At 71.3% G+C, this 16,731-nt stretch carries 14 protein-coding genes; 4 read left to right on the forward strand and 10 right to left on the reverse strand.

Annotation, left to right across the window (positions count from 1 at the left end):
• Nucleotides 1-641 precede the first annotated feature (641 nt).
• Entirely contained in the window at nucleotides 642-1,649 is a 1,008-nt protein-coding gene (gene trpS, locus ACFYW8_RS29785) for a tryptophan--tRNA ligase (RefSeq protein WP_365881239.1), read from the forward strand.
• 135 nt (nucleotides 1,650-1,784) lie between these two features.
• Here the strand turns inward: trpS and proC are convergent, their stop codons facing one another.
• From proC to ACFYW8_RS29800, 3 genes are all read right to left on the reverse strand, one after another.
• On the reverse strand, nucleotides 1,785-2,594 hold the full coding sequence (gene proC, locus ACFYW8_RS29790; RefSeq protein WP_365881241.1) for a pyrroline-5-carboxylate reductase: 810 nt from the start codon (nucleotides 2,592-2,594) through the stop codon (nucleotides 1,785-1,787).
• 200 nt (nucleotides 2,595-2,794) lie between these two features.
• Nucleotides 2,795-3,628, reverse strand: coding sequence for an ABC transporter permease (locus tag ACFYW8_RS29795; protein WP_389083430.1), 834 nt, complete (start codon nucleotides 3,626-3,628; stop codon nucleotides 2,795-2,797).
• A complete protein-coding gene (locus ACFYW8_RS29800; protein WP_389083433.1) occupies nucleotides 3,625-4,572 on the reverse strand; it encodes an ATP-binding cassette domain-containing protein in 948 nt (315 codons plus the stop codon). The genes ACFYW8_RS29795 and ACFYW8_RS29800 overlap by 4 nt, the downstream gene beginning before the upstream one ends.
• A 308-nt stretch (nucleotides 4,573-4,880) precedes the next feature.
• On the opposite strand from ACFYW8_RS29800, the gene ACFYW8_RS29805 reads away from it, so the two are divergent.
• Nucleotides 4,881-6,302, forward strand: coding sequence for a SulP family inorganic anion transporter (locus tag ACFYW8_RS29805; RefSeq protein ID WP_389083438.1), 1,422 nt, complete (start codon nucleotides 4,881-4,883; stop codon nucleotides 6,300-6,302).
• Here the strand turns inward: ACFYW8_RS29805 and ACFYW8_RS29810 are convergent.
• The 3 genes from ACFYW8_RS29810 to ACFYW8_RS29820 all read right to left on the reverse strand — a co-directional run bounded on the left by ACFYW8_RS29810 (nucleotide 6,266) and on the right by ACFYW8_RS29820 (nucleotide 8,210).
• The gene (locus tag ACFYW8_RS29810) at nucleotides 6,266-7,060 is read right to left on the reverse strand and encodes a class I SAM-dependent methyltransferase (RefSeq protein WP_389083443.1); all 795 of its coding nucleotides are present in this window, start codon (nucleotides 7,058-7,060) and stop codon (nucleotides 6,266-6,268) included. The two genes, ACFYW8_RS29805 and ACFYW8_RS29810, sit on opposite strands and share 37 nt — an antisense overlap.
• 238 nt (nucleotides 7,061-7,298) lie before the next feature.
• A complete protein-coding gene (locus ACFYW8_RS29815) occupies nucleotides 7,299-7,796 on the reverse strand; it encodes an EamA/RhaT family transporter (protein WP_389083447.1) in 498 nt (165 codons plus the stop codon).
• 93 nt (nucleotides 7,797-7,889) lie between these two features.
• Nucleotides 7,890-8,210 carry a peptidase gene (locus ACFYW8_RS29820; protein WP_365881254.1) on the reverse strand — a complete coding sequence of 107 codons (321 nt, stop codon included), beginning with the start codon at nucleotides 8,208-8,210 and terminating at the stop codon, nucleotides 7,890-7,892.
• A 134-nt stretch (nucleotides 8,211-8,344) separates the two neighbouring features.
• On the opposite strand from ACFYW8_RS29820, the gene ACFYW8_RS29825 reads away from it, so the two are divergent.
• On the forward strand, nucleotides 8,345-10,528 hold the full coding sequence (locus tag ACFYW8_RS29825) for a PQQ-binding-like beta-propeller repeat protein (protein WP_389083452.1): 2,184 nt from the start codon (nucleotides 8,345-8,347) through the stop codon (nucleotides 10,526-10,528).
• Between the two features lie 83 nt (nucleotides 10,529-10,611).
• On the opposite strand, the gene ilvD is transcribed toward ACFYW8_RS29825, so the two are convergent.
• The 4 genes from ilvD to ACFYW8_RS29845 all read right to left on the reverse strand — a co-directional run bounded on the left by ilvD (nucleotide 10,612) and on the right by ACFYW8_RS29845 (nucleotide 15,746).
• Nucleotides 10,612-12,465 (reverse strand): dihydroxy-acid dehydratase, encoded by a 1,854-nt coding sequence (ilvD, locus tag ACFYW8_RS29830; RefSeq protein ID WP_389083456.1) that lies wholly within the window; start codon nucleotides 12,463-12,465, stop codon nucleotides 10,612-10,614.
• Between the two features lie 363 nt (nucleotides 12,466-12,828).
• Nucleotides 12,829-13,446, reverse strand: coding sequence for a TetR family transcriptional regulator (locus ACFYW8_RS29835; RefSeq protein WP_365881260.1), 618 nt, complete (start codon nucleotides 13,444-13,446; stop codon nucleotides 12,829-12,831).
• On the reverse strand, nucleotides 13,443-14,267 hold the full coding sequence (locus tag ACFYW8_RS29840) for a sugar phosphate isomerase/epimerase (RefSeq protein ID WP_365881262.1): 825 nt from the start codon (nucleotides 14,265-14,267) through the stop codon (nucleotides 13,443-13,445). The genes ACFYW8_RS29835 and ACFYW8_RS29840 overlap by 4 nt, the downstream gene beginning before the upstream one ends.
• A gap of 546 nt (nucleotides 14,268-14,813) precedes the next feature.
• Nucleotides 14,814-15,746 carry a Ppx/GppA phosphatase family protein gene (locus ACFYW8_RS29845; RefSeq protein WP_365881264.1) on the reverse strand — a complete coding sequence of 311 codons (933 nt, stop codon included), beginning with the start codon at nucleotides 15,744-15,746 and terminating at the stop codon, nucleotides 14,814-14,816.
• 125 nt (nucleotides 15,747-15,871) lie between these two features.
• Between ACFYW8_RS29845 and ACFYW8_RS29850 the strand changes: the two genes are divergently transcribed.
• Nucleotides 15,872-16,711 carry a hypothetical protein gene (locus ACFYW8_RS29850; protein WP_389083470.1) on the forward strand — a complete coding sequence of 280 codons (840 nt, stop codon included), beginning with the start codon at nucleotides 15,872-15,874 and terminating at the stop codon, nucleotides 16,709-16,711.
• The last annotated feature ends 20 nt before the right edge of the window (nucleotides 16,712-16,731 follow it).

Genomic DNA, 16,731 nt, shown 5'->3' on the forward strand with positions numbered 1-16,731 from the left:
CAGACCGTTTCCGTATCCGATTTCCTCGGTGCTTTCCAGGTTCCCGCTTCCGCGTTTCCCTTTCCGGCGAGTCCGACTCTATCAGAACCTTTCGGGCCCGATTTCCTCGGCGCTTTCCAGGTAATCCGCTTTCGCGTTTCCCTTTCCAGCGGCTCCGACTCTACCAGACCCTTTCGGGTCTGACTCCCAGTCAGTGGGGCTTGTCTTCTCGGCTGTTGGGCCGTTCCGACGAGTGAGACATTAGCGGATTCCTGGCTCCCGAGCTAATCGGGGTGGCGCTCTTTCGAACGCGGATTCCTCATTTCGCAAACACGCATGAAAACGAGCCGACGACGAGTCGCCGATCGTTGAATGGTGGTGCGGAATGGCTGTCCGGGGACCGACCGGAGTCGACGCTCACGTCGGACAACTCGGAGAACACTACGTACGGGCACGGGTCGTGTCAACTCCGCTCCGGACCGGTCACCCGAGGCGTACGGTGAGGCCATGACTACCCATACGTGCACCCAACTGTGGTGGGCCGCCTGACGGCGGCCGTACACGTATGTACCCAACGGCCGCCGCCCTAGGCGGCCGTTTTTGCGTCTCCCTCCTGGGTGGCCGGCCGGTGGGCGCGGCGGCCTCGACCAGGAGGTGGAGAGATGACGCGGATCTTCAGTGGGGTCAAGCCGACCGGGCATCTGACGCTGGGGAACTATCTGGGAGCCGTGCGCCGCTGGGCCGCCGTCGATCAGAACAGGGCCGAAGCCCTGTTCTGCATCGTCGACCTGCACGCGCTGACCGTGGACCACGATCCGGGGCGGGTTCGCAGACTCAGCAGGCAGGCGGCGACGTTGTTGCTGGCTTCGGGGCTCGATCCAGAGCTGTGCACCGTGTTCGTACAGAGTCATGTGGACGAACACGCCCGGCTTTCCTATCTGCTGGAGTGCGTCGCGACCGACGGGGAGATGCGGCGGATGGTCCAGTACAAGGAGAAGGCCGCGCTGGAACGGAAGCGCGGTGGGAGCGTGCGGCTGTCGCTGCTGACGTATCCCGTGCTGATGGCGGCCGACATCCTGGCGTACGGAACCGACGAGGTACCGGTCGGGGACGACCAGACGCAGCACGTCGAGCTCACCCGCGATCTGGCTGTGCGGTTCAACCAGCGGTACGGCCATACGTTCGTGGTGCCTCGCGCGACCCGTCCTGAGATCGCGGCACGGGTCATGAACCTGCAGGAGCCGACGTCGAAGATGGGGAAGAGCGACGACGTCGGACCGGGCGTCGTCTATTTGCTCGATGAGCCGGAAGCCGTGCGGAAGAAGATCATGCGCGCGGTGACGGACAGCGGGCAGGACGTGGAGTACGACCCGGAGGGGCGGCCCGGGGTCTCTAATCTGCTGGAGATTCTCGCCGCGTGCGAGGGAGGGAGCCCCGAAGCCCTGGCCGGCGCGTACGAGTCGTACGGCGCGCTGAAGAAGGACACCGCCGACGCCGTGGTCGAACTCCTCAGGCCCGTGCAGGAAAGGCACAAGCGGTTGTGCACGGATCCCTCGTATGTGGAGGGGGTGTTGCGGGACGGCGCGCGGAAGGCCAGAGACATGGCGCGGCCCAGGGTGGACACGGCCTACGAGGCGATCGGGTTGCTGCCGCCCGCGACCACCGGGTGACTCCGGTTCCCTGGTCCCTGGTCCCAGGGTTCCGGGACCAGGGAACCGGTCCCGGAACCCTGAACCCTCGGACCAGGGAACCGAGACCAGGGACCGATCAGGACTCGGTGCCGAGGCCAGGTCGGCAGTAGCGGGTCAGCTGCTGCCCGAGGCGAGTTCGCGGCTGCGGTCGCGGGCTGCCTCCAGAGCGGCGATGAGTGCCGCGCGTACTCCGTGGTTCTCGAGTTCGCGGATCGCGTTGATCGTGGTGCCCGCGGGAGACGTGACGTTCTCGCGGAGCTTCACGGGGTGCTCGCCGCTGTCGCGGAGCATCACGGCGGCGCCGATCGCGGACTGGACGATCAGGTCGTGAGCCTTGTCGCGGGGCAGGCCGAGCAGGATGCCCGCGTCCGTCATGGCCTCGACGAGATAGAAGAAGTACGCCGGTCCCGAACCGGAGAGGGCGGTGCAGGCGTCCTGCTGCGACTCGGGGACGAGAAGGGTCTTGCCGACGGCACCGAAGACCTCCTCGGCGTACGCCACGTGCTCGGGGGTGGCGTGGCTGCCGGCGGAGATGACGGACATGGCCTCGTCGACGAGCGCCGGGGTGTTCGTCATGACGCGGACGACGGGAGTGCCGGGGGCCAGACGCTCCTCGAAGAAGGAGGTCGGGATACCGGCCGCGCCGCTGATGATCAGACGGTCGGCAGGGATGTGCGGGGCGAGTTCGTCGAGGAGCGAACCCATGTCCTGGGGCTTGACGGTGAGAATCAGCGTGTCGGCGGTCTTCGCCGCTTCCGCGTTGCTGACCGGGGTGACTCCGTGACGTTCCCGGAGTTCCCTGGCCCGCTCCGGCCGACGGGCGGTGACCAGGAGATCGGTGGGGGCCCAGCCGGCTCGGATCATTCCGCTGAGCAGGGCTTCGCCGATCTTGCCGGTGCCGAGGACTGCGACTTTCTGAGGCATGGTTGCGGGTGCCCTCCGAGGGTTGAGTCGTCCGCGTTCATCCTCCCACCGGGGTCATGGGGGCGGGTGGGATGTCCGGTGGGCGGACGGTGGGCTGCCGGTGGGGCGCCCTCGGTCCCGGCGGGCCGGACAGCGTCCTGCCCCGGCCCGGAAGGACCGGGGCAGGTGGGCGGACCGGCCCGGCGCCCCCGTCGCGACCCCTACGGCGTCCTGCGTCGCAGGGTCGCCGCTCCGAGTCCCAGGACCAGCAGCGCGCTCCCGCCGACGATCAGCGCGTCGCGCACGAAGGTCGCGGTCATGTCGGTGTGGTGGAGGACCTCGTTCATGGCGTCGACGGCGTACGACATCGGGAGGACGTCGGAGACGGCCTCCAGGACGGGGTGCATGTCGGAGCGCGGGGTGAACAGACCGCAGAGGAGAAGCTGCGGGAAGATCACCGCCGGCATGAACTGGACGGCCTGGAACTCGGAGGCGGCGAACGCCGACACGAAAAGCCCGAGGGCCGTGCCGAGGAGGGCGTCGAGAAGGGCGACCAGGAGCAGGAGCCAGGGGGAACCCGTGACGTCCAGGCCGAGGAGCCAGACCGCGAGTCCGGTGGCCAGGGCCGACTGGATGATGGCGATCGCGCCGAAGGCGAGGGCGTAGCCGGCGATCAGGTCACCCTTGCCCAGGGGCATGGCGAGGAGGCGTTCGAGGGTGCCGGAGGTGCGCTCGCGCAGGGTCGCGATCGAGGTCACCAGGAACATCGTGATCAGCGGGAAGATCCCGAGGAGGGACGCGCCGATGGAGTCGAAGGTCCTCGGGCTGCCGTCGAAGACGTAGCGGAGCAGGACCAGCATCACGCAGGGGACGAGGATCATCAGCGCGATGGTGCGCGGGTCGTGCCGCAGCTGGCGCAGGGCGCGGGCCGCGGTGGCCGTCGTGCGGGAGACGTTGAGCGCGCTCGGGCGTGGTGCCGGTGCCGCCTGCCCGGAGACTCCGGGACTCGAGGGTGCGGTGGGCGCAGTGGAGCTCGTGGGTGCGGTGGAACTCATCGTGCGGTCTCCTCGCGGGGGTGGGCACCGGCGGGGCGGGGGTCTGCGCCGGTGGCCGGGGGCTCCGAGGACGGGACGGGCGAATCCGGGGCCGGGGGTTCGGGGGTGGCGGGGTTCCGCGGTGAGGTCGTGGTGGTCGTCGCGGGCTGGTGTGCGGCCCCGACCGCCTCGTCCACCAGGTTCAGGAAGGCGGCTTCGACGGTGTCCGAGCCTGTCCGTTCACGGAGGGCGTCGGGGGTGTCGTCGGCGAGGATCCCGCCCTCGCGCATCAGGAGCAGCCGGTGGCAGCGCTCGGCCTCGTCCATGACGTGGGAGGAGATCAGGAGGGTCGTGCCGCGCTGCTCGGCGATGGAGTGGAAGAGGTTCCACAGGTCGCGGCGCAGGACCGGGTCGAGGCCGACGGTCGGTTCGTCGAGGACGAGGAGTTCCGGGGTGCCGAGGAGGGCGACGGCGAGCGAGACGCGGCTGCGCTGGCCGCCCGAGAGGTTGCCGGCGAGGGAGTCGGCGTGGGAGGCGAGGTCGACGTCGTCGATGACGCGGGTGACGTCCGCGCGACGGCGTTCGGCGGCGGCCCGGCCCGGGTCGAGGATCGCGGCGAAGTAGTCGAGGTTCTGGCGGACGGTCAGGTCGTCGTAGACGGAGGGCGCCTGGGTGACGTAACCGATGCGGGAACGGAGTGCGGCGTCGCCGGCGGGGCGGCCGAGGACTTCGAGGGTGCCGCCGACCTTGGCCTGGGTTCCGACGGTCGCGCGCATCAAAGTGGATTTCCCGCAGCCGGAAGGGCCGAGCAGGCCGGTGATCTGGCCGCGCGGGACGGTGAAGTCGAGTCCGTGCAGGACGGTGCGGGTGCCGCGGACGACGGTGAGGCCTTCGGCGCGGACGGCGGGCGGGGAAGAGGGCACGGGTGTTCCTGTGGGGTCGGGCGGACGAGGACGAATAATCATCACTCGATGAATATTCCTCTCGTGGGTTGCGCCGGTCAAGGGCCACGGCGTACCTGCCGAACGGACGGAGCGCCGGGCGGCGCGGGCGCGCGTCGGCGCGAACGGAACGGGACCGTCAGCGGTGCCGCCGAACCATGCGCTCCCGCTTTCGCGTGACGTCGGCCCGGAGGGGCTGCGCGATCAACCGGCTTACCTGACAATGGATTTCAATGTGCGATGCGGCTCCGTGCCGTGTCGTCAGGTCCGCCGTGCCCTCCCCCGGCACGGCACCCACGCATCTCCCGCTGTCGACCGGAGGTGCTGTCGTGATGCGCAAAGCCGATCTGTTCGCGTCCCTCGTCGTCTTTCTGGTGGCGCTGCCCCTGTGTGTCGGGGTCGCCATAGCGTCCGGTGTGCCCGCCGAGCTGGGGCTGGTGACCGGAATCGTCGGTGGCCTGGTCGCCGGGATACTGCCCGGCAGCAGCCTCCAGGTGAGCGGGCCCGCGGCCGGGCTGACCGTGCTGGTGTACGAGGCTGTGCAGTCGTACGGGGTCCAGGCACTGGGCGTACTGGTGCTCGGGGCCGGGCTGGTGCAGCTCGGCCTCGGGGTTCTGCGGCTCGGGCGGTGGTTCCGGGCCGTGTCCGTGGCCGTCGTGCAGGGGATGCTCGCCGGGATCGGGCTCGTGCTGATCGCGGGCCAGGTGTACGCCATGGGTGACGCGGCCGCGCCGTCCGACGGGCTCGGGAAGATCGCCGGGCTCGCGTCGCTGGCCGGTGCCGCGGATCCGGTGGCGCTGGCGATCGGCGGCGCCACCGTGGCCGTACTCCTGCTGTGGCCGCGCTGGCGGCGGGGAGCGCGGGTGGTGCCGGCGCCGCTGCTGGCGGTGGCGCTCGCCTCGACCGTGACCGGGATCTTCGATCCGGCGGTGCGACGGGTCGAGGTGCGGGGGCTGTTCGACGCCGTGCGACCGCCGTCCGTCGCGGACCTCGGGCGGCTCACGGAAGTGGGCGTGATCGGGACGGTCCTGGCCTTCGCGCTGATCGCTTCGGCGGAGTCGTTGTTCAGTGCGGCGGCGGTGGACCGGTTGCATCGGGGCCCGCGTACCGACTACGACCGGGAGCTCATCGCGCAGGGCGCCGGGAACGCCGTGTGCGGGATGCTCGGGGCGCTGCCGATGACCGCCGTGATCGTGCGGAGCGCGGCGAACGTACAGGCCGGGGCGCAGACCAAGGTGTCTCGGGTACTGCACGGGGTGTGGCTGCTGCTCTTCACGGCCGTGGTGCCCGCGGTGCTCGGGCTGATTCCGGTGGCGGCGCTCGCGGGGCTGCTGGTGCACGCGGGGTGCAAGCTCGTGCCGGTGCGGGAGGTGCGGACGCTGTGGCGTGGGCATCGCGGTGAGGTGGTCGTGCTCGCGGTGACCGCGGTGGCGATCGTGCTCGGGAACCTGTTCGAGGGGGTGCTGGTCGGGCTCGCGCTCGCCGTGGCCAAGACCGCCTGGGACATCAGTCATGTGCACGTGGAGACCGAGGACCGGGGTGCGGCGGGACTGGTCGTACGCGTGGTCGGCAACGCCACGTTCCTCCGGCTGCCGAAGCTGCTGGACGCCCTGGAGGCGTTGCCGCACGACCGTGCCGTACGGCTGGAGCTGGGCGGGCTGCGGCATGTCGACCACGCGTGCGCGGCGGCCCTCGACGCGTGGGCCGCCGGGCGGGATCACGAGCGGATCGCCACCAGCAGTTCCACGACGTAGGTCTCCTCCACGAACCCGTCCGGGAACGCCTGGAGGAGGTGGTTCCGTTCCTCGGCGAAGAACGCTCCGGTGGCCTCCTCGTCGAGGACCAGGAACTGCGAGTGGCTGGCGGTGCAGGCGAGGTGGGTGTCGATCGGAACGCGCCGGCTCCAGCGGACCTGGCGGCGGTCGAAGGAGAGACGGCCGCTGGGGTCGGCGGAGCGGACCCGGGCGGCGCGAGCGGCCTCGGCGCTCCTCACGGCCTCCTGGTCCCAGCCGAGGAAGCGCGCGGCCCGCCGGGCCGCCGCCTCGATCCACGGGACGTCGAGTGCCTCGGTGTTCCACCACAGGGCCAGTGCCCCGCCGGGGCGCAGGACGCGCAGCGCCTCCGGCACCGAACGGCTCGGGTCGGTCCAGTGCCACGCCTGGGCGTAGGTGAGGAAGTCCGCGGAGGCGGTGGCGAGGGGCAGGGCGTCACCGCTGCCCCGGACGATCGGGATGAGGGGGTGGGCGCGACGGAACTCGGAGGCCATGCCGGGGCCGGGTTCCACGGCGAGGACGTTCGCACCGCGCGCGTGCAGGAGCCCGGTCGAGATTCCGGTGCCCGCGCCCACGTCGACGACCTCGGCACCGGCCAGCGGGCGGGCGGCGAGGGCTTCGACGGCGTCGAAGAGGGCGGGCGGATACGACGGACGGTTCGCGGCGTACTGCGCCGCGGCCGAGTTGAAGGAGTGGGCCCGGGCGGCGCGGTAGGAGGCTTCGGAGGAAGTAAGAGGCATGGGGTCATAGTCGGGGGTGGTGTGGGTGCCGGGGTAGACCGCCGTTCCCTTCCCCCTCGGTCCAGCCGCCGGTCCCTCCCGGTTCTGGTGCCGAGGGGGTGTGTCCCCCCGGACCGGCCGGTCTTCGTGGCCTGTCGTCCCTGGCCCGTCGCCCTGGCCCGTCGCCCCTTGAGGGCCGTGTCGCTTCGCGGGCCGTGTCGCTTCGCGGGCTCACGCCCGGGTGCGGACCCGGACGGGGTCAGGGGCGGCGGCTCTTCTTCGAGGGGTTGCCGGCGCGGCGCGCGGTGCGGCGCGCGTACTGCTTCTTCGCCGCCTCGTACTCCTCGCGGTGGAGCTTCTCGCCCGGTGCCTCGGTGAGGGAGCGGAAGCAGTAGGCGAGGAGGGAGCCGACGAAACCGATGGCGAGCAGACCACGCAGGGATGCCTGGCGGTCGGGGTCCGGGCGCTTGGTGAAGGCGTCCGAGGTGTGCCGGAACGCGAGGGCGCTGCACACCGCGAACATCACCACGACCAGCACGGTCACGGGCGTGCCCACGTCCGCGATGGCCAGGCCCTGGTAGGCGAAGCGCAGCACGAGACAGGCGGCCACGGCGGCTGCGAGGGAGCCGGCGGCCACGGCGATCCGGCGGCCGGTGTAGCCGCCGTCGTGTTCCACCCAGGTCGTCCCGAAGAAGCGCAGGGGCTCGGGCTGGGGCCCCGCGGGGGTGCCGGTTCCGGTGCTGGTCTCGTCGCTCACGCCACGATTATCGCTCCGGTCGCGGCCCCGTCGACCGTCTCTCAGGTCACAGCCAGGTCGGCCGCCGCGGGTGCCCTCGGCTCAAGGTGTCGGTCAGGAGCAGGTCGGCGCGACATAGCCGTCGCTGCCCGTCTGCACATAAGCGTCCGACACGAACTGACCGTTGGAGATGTTGTCCCAGATCCTGCTCGTCCCGTAGGGGCCCGCGACGGCCTCTCCCGAACACTGGCAGGAGATCGGAACCCGCGAGCCCGCCGCCAGGGTGCGGACGATGCTGAAATGGGTGCCCGGACCGCTGCGGACGTTGACGTTGTGGCCCGGTGCGAGCGGATAGGTGCGGAGCGCCTGGGCGGTCAGCGGCTCCACGTCCGCCGCCTCCGCCGAGTCTGTGACGGCGATGTCTTCCAAGGCCATGTCGGTCTCCCCCGTTGATTGATTCACGCCAAAAGCATGTCGGGCGCCGAGGCTAGCAAGCCGTCGAGGTTTCGCACGAAGGATCGACTAGGCTCTGCGCGTCGCGCACGCGGTCGAACCCACGGGGGTGAGTGATGCCGCCACAGCGCAGCACCGGTACGGACTCGCAAGCGGAACATCCGCGCCATGCCGGGCAGTACCTGCTGGAGGCGAGGCTCGGCTCCGGCGGCATGGGGATCGTGCATCTGGCCCGGTCCGCCTCCGGATTGCGGCTGGCCGTCAAGGTCGTACATGCCGAGCTTTCTCAAGACCCCGAGTTCCGGGGGCGGTTCCGTCAGGAGGTCGCGGCCGCCCGGCGGGTCAGCGGCGCCTTCACTGCGCCCGTGGTGGACGCCGACCCCGAGGCCGAACACCCGTGGATGGCAACCCTGTTCATCCCGGGACCGACACTCGCCGAGCATGTGAAGCGGAACGGCGCGCTGTCCTCGGCGCGGCTGCGTCACCTGATGGCGGGACTCGCCGAGGCCCTGCGGGACATCCACCGGGCCGGGGTCGTCCACCGCGACCTCAAGCCCAGCAACGTGCTGCTGGCGGAGGACGGTCCGAAAGTCATCGACTTCGGCATCTCACGCCCCGTCGACAGTGAACTGCGCACGGAGACCGGAAAGTTGATCGGCACCCCGCCGTTCATGGCACCGGAGCAGTTCAGCAGGCCACGGCATGTCGGGCCGGCCGCCGACGTGTTCGCCCTGGGGTCGGTGATCGTGCACGCGGCCACCGGGAGCGGTCCGTTCGACTCGGACAGCCCGTACCTCGTCGCCTATCAAGTCGTCCACGAGGAACCGGACTTGACGGGCGTGCCGGAGGACCTGCTCGGCCTCGTCTCGCGCTGTCTCGCCAAGGAGCCCGAGGACCGGCCCACGCCGGACGAGCTGATGACCGCGCTGCGCTCGGTCTCGGCCTCGTACGACACGCGGGCCTTCATCCCCGAACAGCGCCCCGCGAAAGCGGAGTCGGCGCCAGCCGCGCGGGAACCGGCCCCCAGGCCGAGGCCAGAGCGTCCGCAGGGCGCCGAAGACCGTACCCATGTGGCCGCCCGGAAAAGGGGCGGGCGGGGACGGCGCCTGCCCGCTGTCATCGCGATCGCCGGGCTCGCCGTCGCCGGTGGCACCGTCGGCGCCTTCGGCCTCCTCGGCGGGCCACAGAGCCCCGTAGCGGAGCGGCACACCGCACGGCCGGCCAAGAGCGCCTTCCAGCCATGGGAACGCGACCTGAAGGCCTCCGGAACCGGGACCGACGGTCAGCCGCGGTGCACGTACGCGCCTCGCGCCCTGCTGTGCGTCCGGCCCGGCGTCCTCGCCGCGGCGGTCGATCCGGACGACGGCAAGGTGCTGTGGTCCCGGAGCGACACGGGGAACGCCGAGGGGAGTTCCTACTCCACCCCGGCGCCGGTCTACTCCGGGGGGCTCCTGCTGGTCGGCAACCGGAGCGGGAACCGGCTGACCGCCCTGGATCCCGCCACGGGCAGGACCCGCTGGACTCACGACGTCGCCCGCTACGAGGGCCGGGTCACCCACGTAGCCGGTGTCGTCCTGCTCACCGGGCCCGATTCCAAGGTCACCGCGCTGGACGCGGCCACCGGCGAGGAGAAGTGGCGTCACACGATCCCGGGGCTGGCGGTCCCCCAATTCCAGTCGTACGGCGACGGGCTCGCCTACGTGGTCTCGCCGCCCACCCCGCCCGGGAGCAGGACCGGGACCCGGGTGACCGCGGTGGACCCGACGACCGGTGCCACGACCTGGCAGCGCCGCATGGACGGAACGCTGAGCCTCGTGGCCGCCCGCGACGGAACAGCCTGGTTCACCTCGACCACCGTGGACCAGTACACGGACTCCGTGCTGCGCTACGACGTGGCGAACCGCAGGGTTCACCGCACCACGCTGCGCGTCCCGCAGGCGCAGACACAGGTGGCCGTACAGGGGGACACCGCGTACCTGCTGGGAAGCGACGGTTCGCTGGTCGCCGTGAACACCAGGACGTCGGAGCAGTCGTGGCGGGTGGAGACGTCCGTCAGCAGGGCTTCGGCTCCCACCGTGGCCGGTCATCGTCTCTACCTCACCGCGCCGGACGGGCGTCTCATCGCCGTCGACACCGATCGGGGCACGCTGCTCGGGCAGACAAGGACACGACTGGGCAGTGACCGAGGCTCGATCGCCGGCGCGCTCCCGGCCCCGCTCGCCGCCGAGAACCACGTCTGCGCCACCGCTCCCGACGGCTACCTCTTCGCTGTCGACGCGCGGGATCCCTCGGCCTGGTGAGACGCGAAGGGGCCGCCCCGGCGGGAGCGGCCCCTTCGCCGACTTATGACGCGTGACCGTCGGCCCGGTGCTCGGGCCGGTGATCAGCCCAGTTTCGAGACGTCCCGCACCGCGCCCTTGTCCGCGCTCGTCGCCATCGCCGCGTACGCGCGAAGCGCGGCGGAGACCTTGCGCTCGCGGTTCGCGGGGGCGTAGACGCCGTTCAGGGCGTCGCGGCGGGTGGCCAACTCGTCGTCGGACACGAGCAGTTCGACCGAGCGGTTCGGGATGTCGATGCGGATGCGGTCGCCGTCCCGGACGAGGGCGATCGTGCCGCCGGACGCGGCCTCCGGGGAGGCGTGGCCGATCGACAGGCCCGAAGTCCCGCCGGAGAAGCGGCCGTCGGTGATCAGGGCGCAGGTCTTGCCGAGACCGCGACCCTTGAGGAACGAGGTCGGGTAGAGCATCTCCTGCATACCGGGGCCGCCCTTGGGGCCCTCGTAGCGGATGACGACGACGTCGCCGTGGGTGATCTCCTTGCGGAGGATCTTGTCGACGGCCTCGTCCTGGGACTCGCAGACGACCGCCGGGCCCTCGAAGGTCCAGATGGACTCGTCGACTCCGGCCGTCTTCACGACGCAGCCGTCGACGGCCAGGTTGCCCTTGAGGACCGCGAGGCCGCCGTCCCTGGAGTAGGCGTGCTCGGCGGAGCGGATGCAGCCGCCCTCGGCGTCCTCGTCCAGGGCCTCCCAGCGCTCGGACTGGGAGAAGGCCTCGGACGAGCGGACGCAGCCGGGGGCCGCGTGCCACAGTTCGATCGCCTCGGGGGACGGCGAGCCGGCGCGCACGTCCCAGGTCTTCAGCCAGTCCGACAGGGACGGGCTGTGGACGGAGTGGACGTCCTCGTTGAGCAGGCCCGCGCGGTGCAGTTCGCCGAGGAGGGCGGGGATGCCGCCGGCGCGGTGCACGTCCTCCATGTAGTACGTGCGGTCCTTCGCGACGTTCGGGGCGACCTTGGCGAGGCACGGCACCCGGCGCGAGACCTCGTTGATCTCGTCCAGTCCGAACGGGACGCCCGCTTCCTGGGCGGCGGCCAGCAGGTGCAGGATCGTGTTGGTGGAGCCGCCCATGGCGATGTCGAGGGCCATGGCGTTCTCGAAGGCCGCGTGCGTGGCGATGTTGCGGGGCAGGACCGACTCGTCGTCCTGGTCGTAGTAGCGGCGCGTGATGTCGACGACCGTGCGGGCCGCGTCCTCGTACAGGCCCTTGCGGGCGGTGTGGGTGGCGAGGACGGAACCGTTGCCCGGCAGGCTCAGGCCGATGGCCTCGGTGAGGCAGTTCATCGAGTTGGCGGTGAACATGCCGGAGCAGGACCCGCAGGTCGGACAGGCGTTCTCCTCGATACGGAGGATGTCCTCGTCCGAGATCTTGTCGTTCACGGCGTCGGAGATCGCGTCGACCAGGTCGAGCGTGCGGACCGTGCCGTCGACCAGGGTGGCGCGGCCGGACTCCATGGGGCCGCCGGAGACGAACACCGTCGGGATGTTCAGGCGCAGGGCCGCCATCAGCATGCCGGGCGTGATCTTGTCGCAGTTCGAGATGCAGATCAGGGCGTCGGCGCAGTGCGCCTCGACCATGTACTCCACCGAGTCGGCGATCAGGTCCCGGGAGGGCAGGGAGTACAGCATGCCGCCGTGACCCATCGCGATGCCGTCGTCGACCGCGATCGTGTTGAACTCGCGGGCGATGCCGCCGGCCGCCGTGATGGCCTCGCCGACGATCCGGCCGACCGGCTGCAGGTGGGTGTGACCCGGCACGAACTCCGTGAAGGAGTTGGCGACCGCGATGATCGGCTTCCGTCCGATGTCCGCGCCCGGTACACCGGAGGCGCGCATCAGGGCGCGTGCGCCCGCCATATTGCGGCCGTGGGTGACTGTGCGGGACCTCAGCTCGGGCATCGTCGCTCGCTCCTTCGGGGAGGTATGAGGAGGGTTATGACTGAAGTCGAGCGTACGCCGGTGCTCCAGGATCCGGACATGCCGTCCGCATCCCGGAACGCACGTCTCGACCAGCGGCCGCCTCCGCATGACATACGCGCACGTCAGCGGCGTTCCGGTGCGACGGAACCCGTTCGACAGGCGGCCCACTCGCTCATGGGTTCGCAGGGGTCGCCATGGGTTCGCAGGGGTCGCCGGGGGCGCCATGGGTTCGCCGGGGGCGCCATGGGTTCGCCGGGGGCGCCATGCGTTCGTCAAGGGCCGTCATGCGTTCGCCAGGGGTCGTCATGGGCGTCATGGGTTCGCCAGGAGTCGTCATGGTCGTCATGGGTTCGTCAGGTGTCCCTGGACCACCGGCGCCACCCTGGCCACGATGCGCTCCAGGTCCACCGAGGCCAGCGGCTCGACCTTGATCACGTAGCGCAGCATCGCGACCCCGACGAGCTGGGCCGCCGCCAGCTCCGCGCGCAGCTCCGCGTCCGGGACGTCGAGCCGCCCCGCGATACGGCGTAGGAGCTGCGCGGCGACAAGACGGCGGAAGACGGCGGCCGCGGTGTCGTTGTTCACCGCCGACCGGACGATGGCGAGCAGCGGTGTACGGCTCGTGGGGTTCTCCCAGACGCCGAGGAAGAAGCGGGTCAGACGTTCACCGACGCCCTCGACGGGGCCCTCGACCAGCGTCTCCGGCGCGCCGAGCACGGGGGCGAAGGCGCCCTCGATGGCCGCCTCGAAGACCTGTTCCTTGGTGCCGAAGTAGTGGTGCACGAGCGCGGAGTCCACGCCGGCGGACTTGGCGATGCCGCGGACCGACGTCCTCTCGTACCCGCGCTCGGAGAACTCCTCGCGGGCCGCCTCCAGGATGCGGTCGCGGGTGGCGGGGCCCGCCTCCGTCTGCGTACGGGTGGGGCGTCCCCGGCCGCGGCGGGGGGCGGCGTCCGTCATCCGCGGGGCACCTTCACGGCGGAGGCGAGGTGGAGCCGGGTGAAGGCGAGGGCTTCGGCGAGGTCGGCCTCGCGTTCGGCACTGGACATCGCCCGGCGGGTGTTGACCTCGATGACGACATGGCCGTCGAAGCCGGACAGCGCGAGGCGGTCGAGGAGTTCGGCGCAGGGCTGGGTGCCGCGGCCCGGGACCAGATGCTCGTCCTTGCTGGAACCGTTGCCGTCGGCGAGGTGGACGTGGCCGAGGCGGTCGCCCATGCGGTCGATCATCCGCAGGGCGTCGGTGCGGGCGGTCGCGGTGTGGCTGAGGTCGATCGTGAAGTGCCGGTAGTCGTCCTTCGTCACGTCCCAGTCCGGGGCGTACGCGAGCATCTCTCGGTCGCGGTAGCGCCACGGGTACATGTTCTCGACGGCGAATCGGACGTCCGTCTCGTCGGCCATGCGCCAGATCCCGGTGACGAAGTCACGGGCGTACTGGCGCTGCCAGCGGAACGGGGGATGGACCACGACGGTGCTCGCGCCGAGCTTCTCGGCGGCCGCCCTGGCGCGCTGGAGTTTGGTCCACGGGTCGGTGGACCAGACCCGCTGGGTGATCAGCAGGCAGGGGGCGTGAACGGCGAGTATCGGGATCCGGTGGTAGTCGCTGAGGCGGCGCAGCGCGTCGATGTCCTGGCTGACGGGGTCGGTCCACACCATGACCTCGACGCCGTCGTACCCGAGGCGCGCGGCGATCTCGAAGGCCGTCGCGGTCGACTCCGGGTACACGGAGGCCGTGGACAGGGCGACCTTCGCATCCGGGATGCGCACCACTGGTTCTGCCACGAGGGACAGCGTACGGGGTGCCTCCGGCGGTCGGGCGAGGGGCGGCGAGCTTGGCCGGGAGGCTCCTGTGGGCCCCCGGCGGGGGTGGGTTGGGCTCCCGGCGGGGGTGGGTTGGGCTCCCGCGCGGGGGCGGACGAGCACTCCCGGCCGGGGGCGGACGGGCCCGCGACCTGGGGTGGACCGGCCTCCGGCCGGGGTGCGGCGGCCCTCGGACCCGAAGGGGGCGGGGCCCTGCCGGGACGCTCCGGCGACCGGCGCGGCGGCCCCGCGCCGACGTGCCCACGTGATCGACGCCACGGACCCACGGGGTACTCACGTGGCCGAGGCCACGCGCCCACGCGGTCCACACATGCCCGAGGCCACGCACCCACGCGGTCCACACCGGGGTGGCCTTCGCCGCCGGGCGGGTGCCCACTCGCACTGGGTGCGGGCGCCACCCCCCGCGGCCGGCCACCGCAGGGAGCCGGTCCCGTCGTCCCCCGGGGACCGTGCCCCGTCACCGCCGGGTCGGGCGATCCGGCGGGCCTCGTTCCGTACTGCTCCGAATTACTCCGAGGCCATCTGGTCCAGGCGGCGCAGGATGACGCCTTCGCGCAGGGCCCAGGGGCAGATCTCCAGGGTCTCCACGCCGAACAGGTCCATGGCGGCCTCGGCGACGAGGGCGCCGGCGAGGAGCTGGCCGGAGCGGCCCGGGGAGACGCCCGGGAGTTCGGCCCGTTCGTCCGCCGTCATGGACGTGAGGCGGGGGACCCAGTCCTCCAGGGAACGGCGCTTGAGCTCGCGCTGGACGTACAGGCCGTCGGTGGAGCGTGCGGCGCCGGCGATCCGGGCGAGCTGCTTGAACGTCTTGGACGTGGCGACCACGTGGTCCGGGGCGCCGAAACGGCTGAACTCTCCGACCGTCCGGGCGATCTGGGCCCGTACATGCCGACGCAGCGCCCGCACGGCCGCCGGGTCCGCCGGGTCGGTGGGCAGCCAGCCCGCGGTCAGCCGGCCCGCGCCGAGCGGCAGGGACGCCGCCGCGTCCGGCTCCTCGTCCATGCCGTACGCGATCTCCAGGGAGCCGCCGCCGATGTCGAGGACGAGGAGCTTGCCCGCCGACCAGCCGAACCAGCGGCGGGCCGCCAGGAAGGTGAGCCGGGCCTCCTCCGCGCCGGTGAGGACCTGGAGCTCGACATCGGTCTCGGCCTGCACCCGGGCGAGGACCTCGTCGGCGTTGCGGGCCTCGCGAACGGCCGACGTCGCGAACGGCAACAGGGCCTCGACACCCTTGTCCTCGGCGGCCTCCAAGGCCTCCTGGACGGTCTCGATCAGTTTGTCGACACCTTCGGGGCCGATGGCCCCGCTCTCGTCGAGCAGTTGGGCGAGCCGCAAATCGGCCTTGTGCGAGTGGGCGGGCAGCGGCCGGGCGCCTGGGTGGGCGTCCACCACCAGCAGATGCACCGTGTTCGATCCCACGTCGAGGACACCGAGTCTCATGGACGGAACGCTACTGCCCACACGGCGAAACACGAGGGGTGGGGCGTAAGCCCACGTCGAACGGTGATCTCCGGGCGTCCGCCGGGGCGTCCCCGGAGCGGGCGGAAGCGACTTACCCTGGACCCGTGCCAAAGACGAAAAAGGCGAAGCCCGACAAATCAGCCACGGATTCTTCGCAGGCGAAGGCCACCAAGCCCAAGAAGTCCGTGAAGAAGAGCGACGAGAAGGGGCTCGACTTCGCTCGCGCGTGGGTGGAGTTCCCTGATCCGGCCGATGACGAGCAGGTCTTCCGGTGCGATCTCACCTGGCTGACCTCGCGCTGGAACTGCATCTTCGGAAGCGGCTGCCAGGGCATCCAGGCGGGTCGCGCCGACGACGGCTGCTGCACGCTGGGGGCCCACTTCTCCGACGAGGACGACGAGAAGCGGGTGGCCGGGCACGTGGCCCGGCTCACGCCGGAGATCTGGCAGAACCACGACGTGGGCGTGGAGACGGGCTGGGTGTCCAAGGACGAGGACGGCGACCGCCAGACCCGCCCGTACGAGGGCTCGTGCATCTTCCAGAACCGTCCCGGCTTCGCCGGTGGCGCGGGCTGCTCGCTGCACATCCTGGCCATCAAGGAGGGGCGCGAGCCGCTGGAGACCAAGCCTGACGTCTGCTGGCAGCTGCCCGTGCGTCGCACGTACGAGTGGATCGACCGGCCCGACGACACCCGGGTGCTCCAGGTCTCCATCGGCGAGTACGACCGGCGCGGCTGGGGACCGGGCGGCCACGACCTGCACTGGTGGTGCACGTCGGCGACCTCGGCCCACGGCGCCGGCGACCCGGTCTACGTCTCGTACCGTCCGGAGCTGATCGAGCTGATGGGCAAGGCCGGGTACGACCGCCTGGTCCAGCTGTGCGAGGCGCGGCTGGCCTCGCAGCTTCCGCTGCTGGCACCGCATCCCGCGGACCCGGTGGACTGAGTCCGCGTCCGGGACGTACG

The organism is Streptomyces sp. NPDC002742 (assembly GCF_042888885.1).
Lineage (GTDB): Bacteria > Actinomycetota > Actinomycetes > Streptomycetales > Streptomycetaceae > Streptomyces.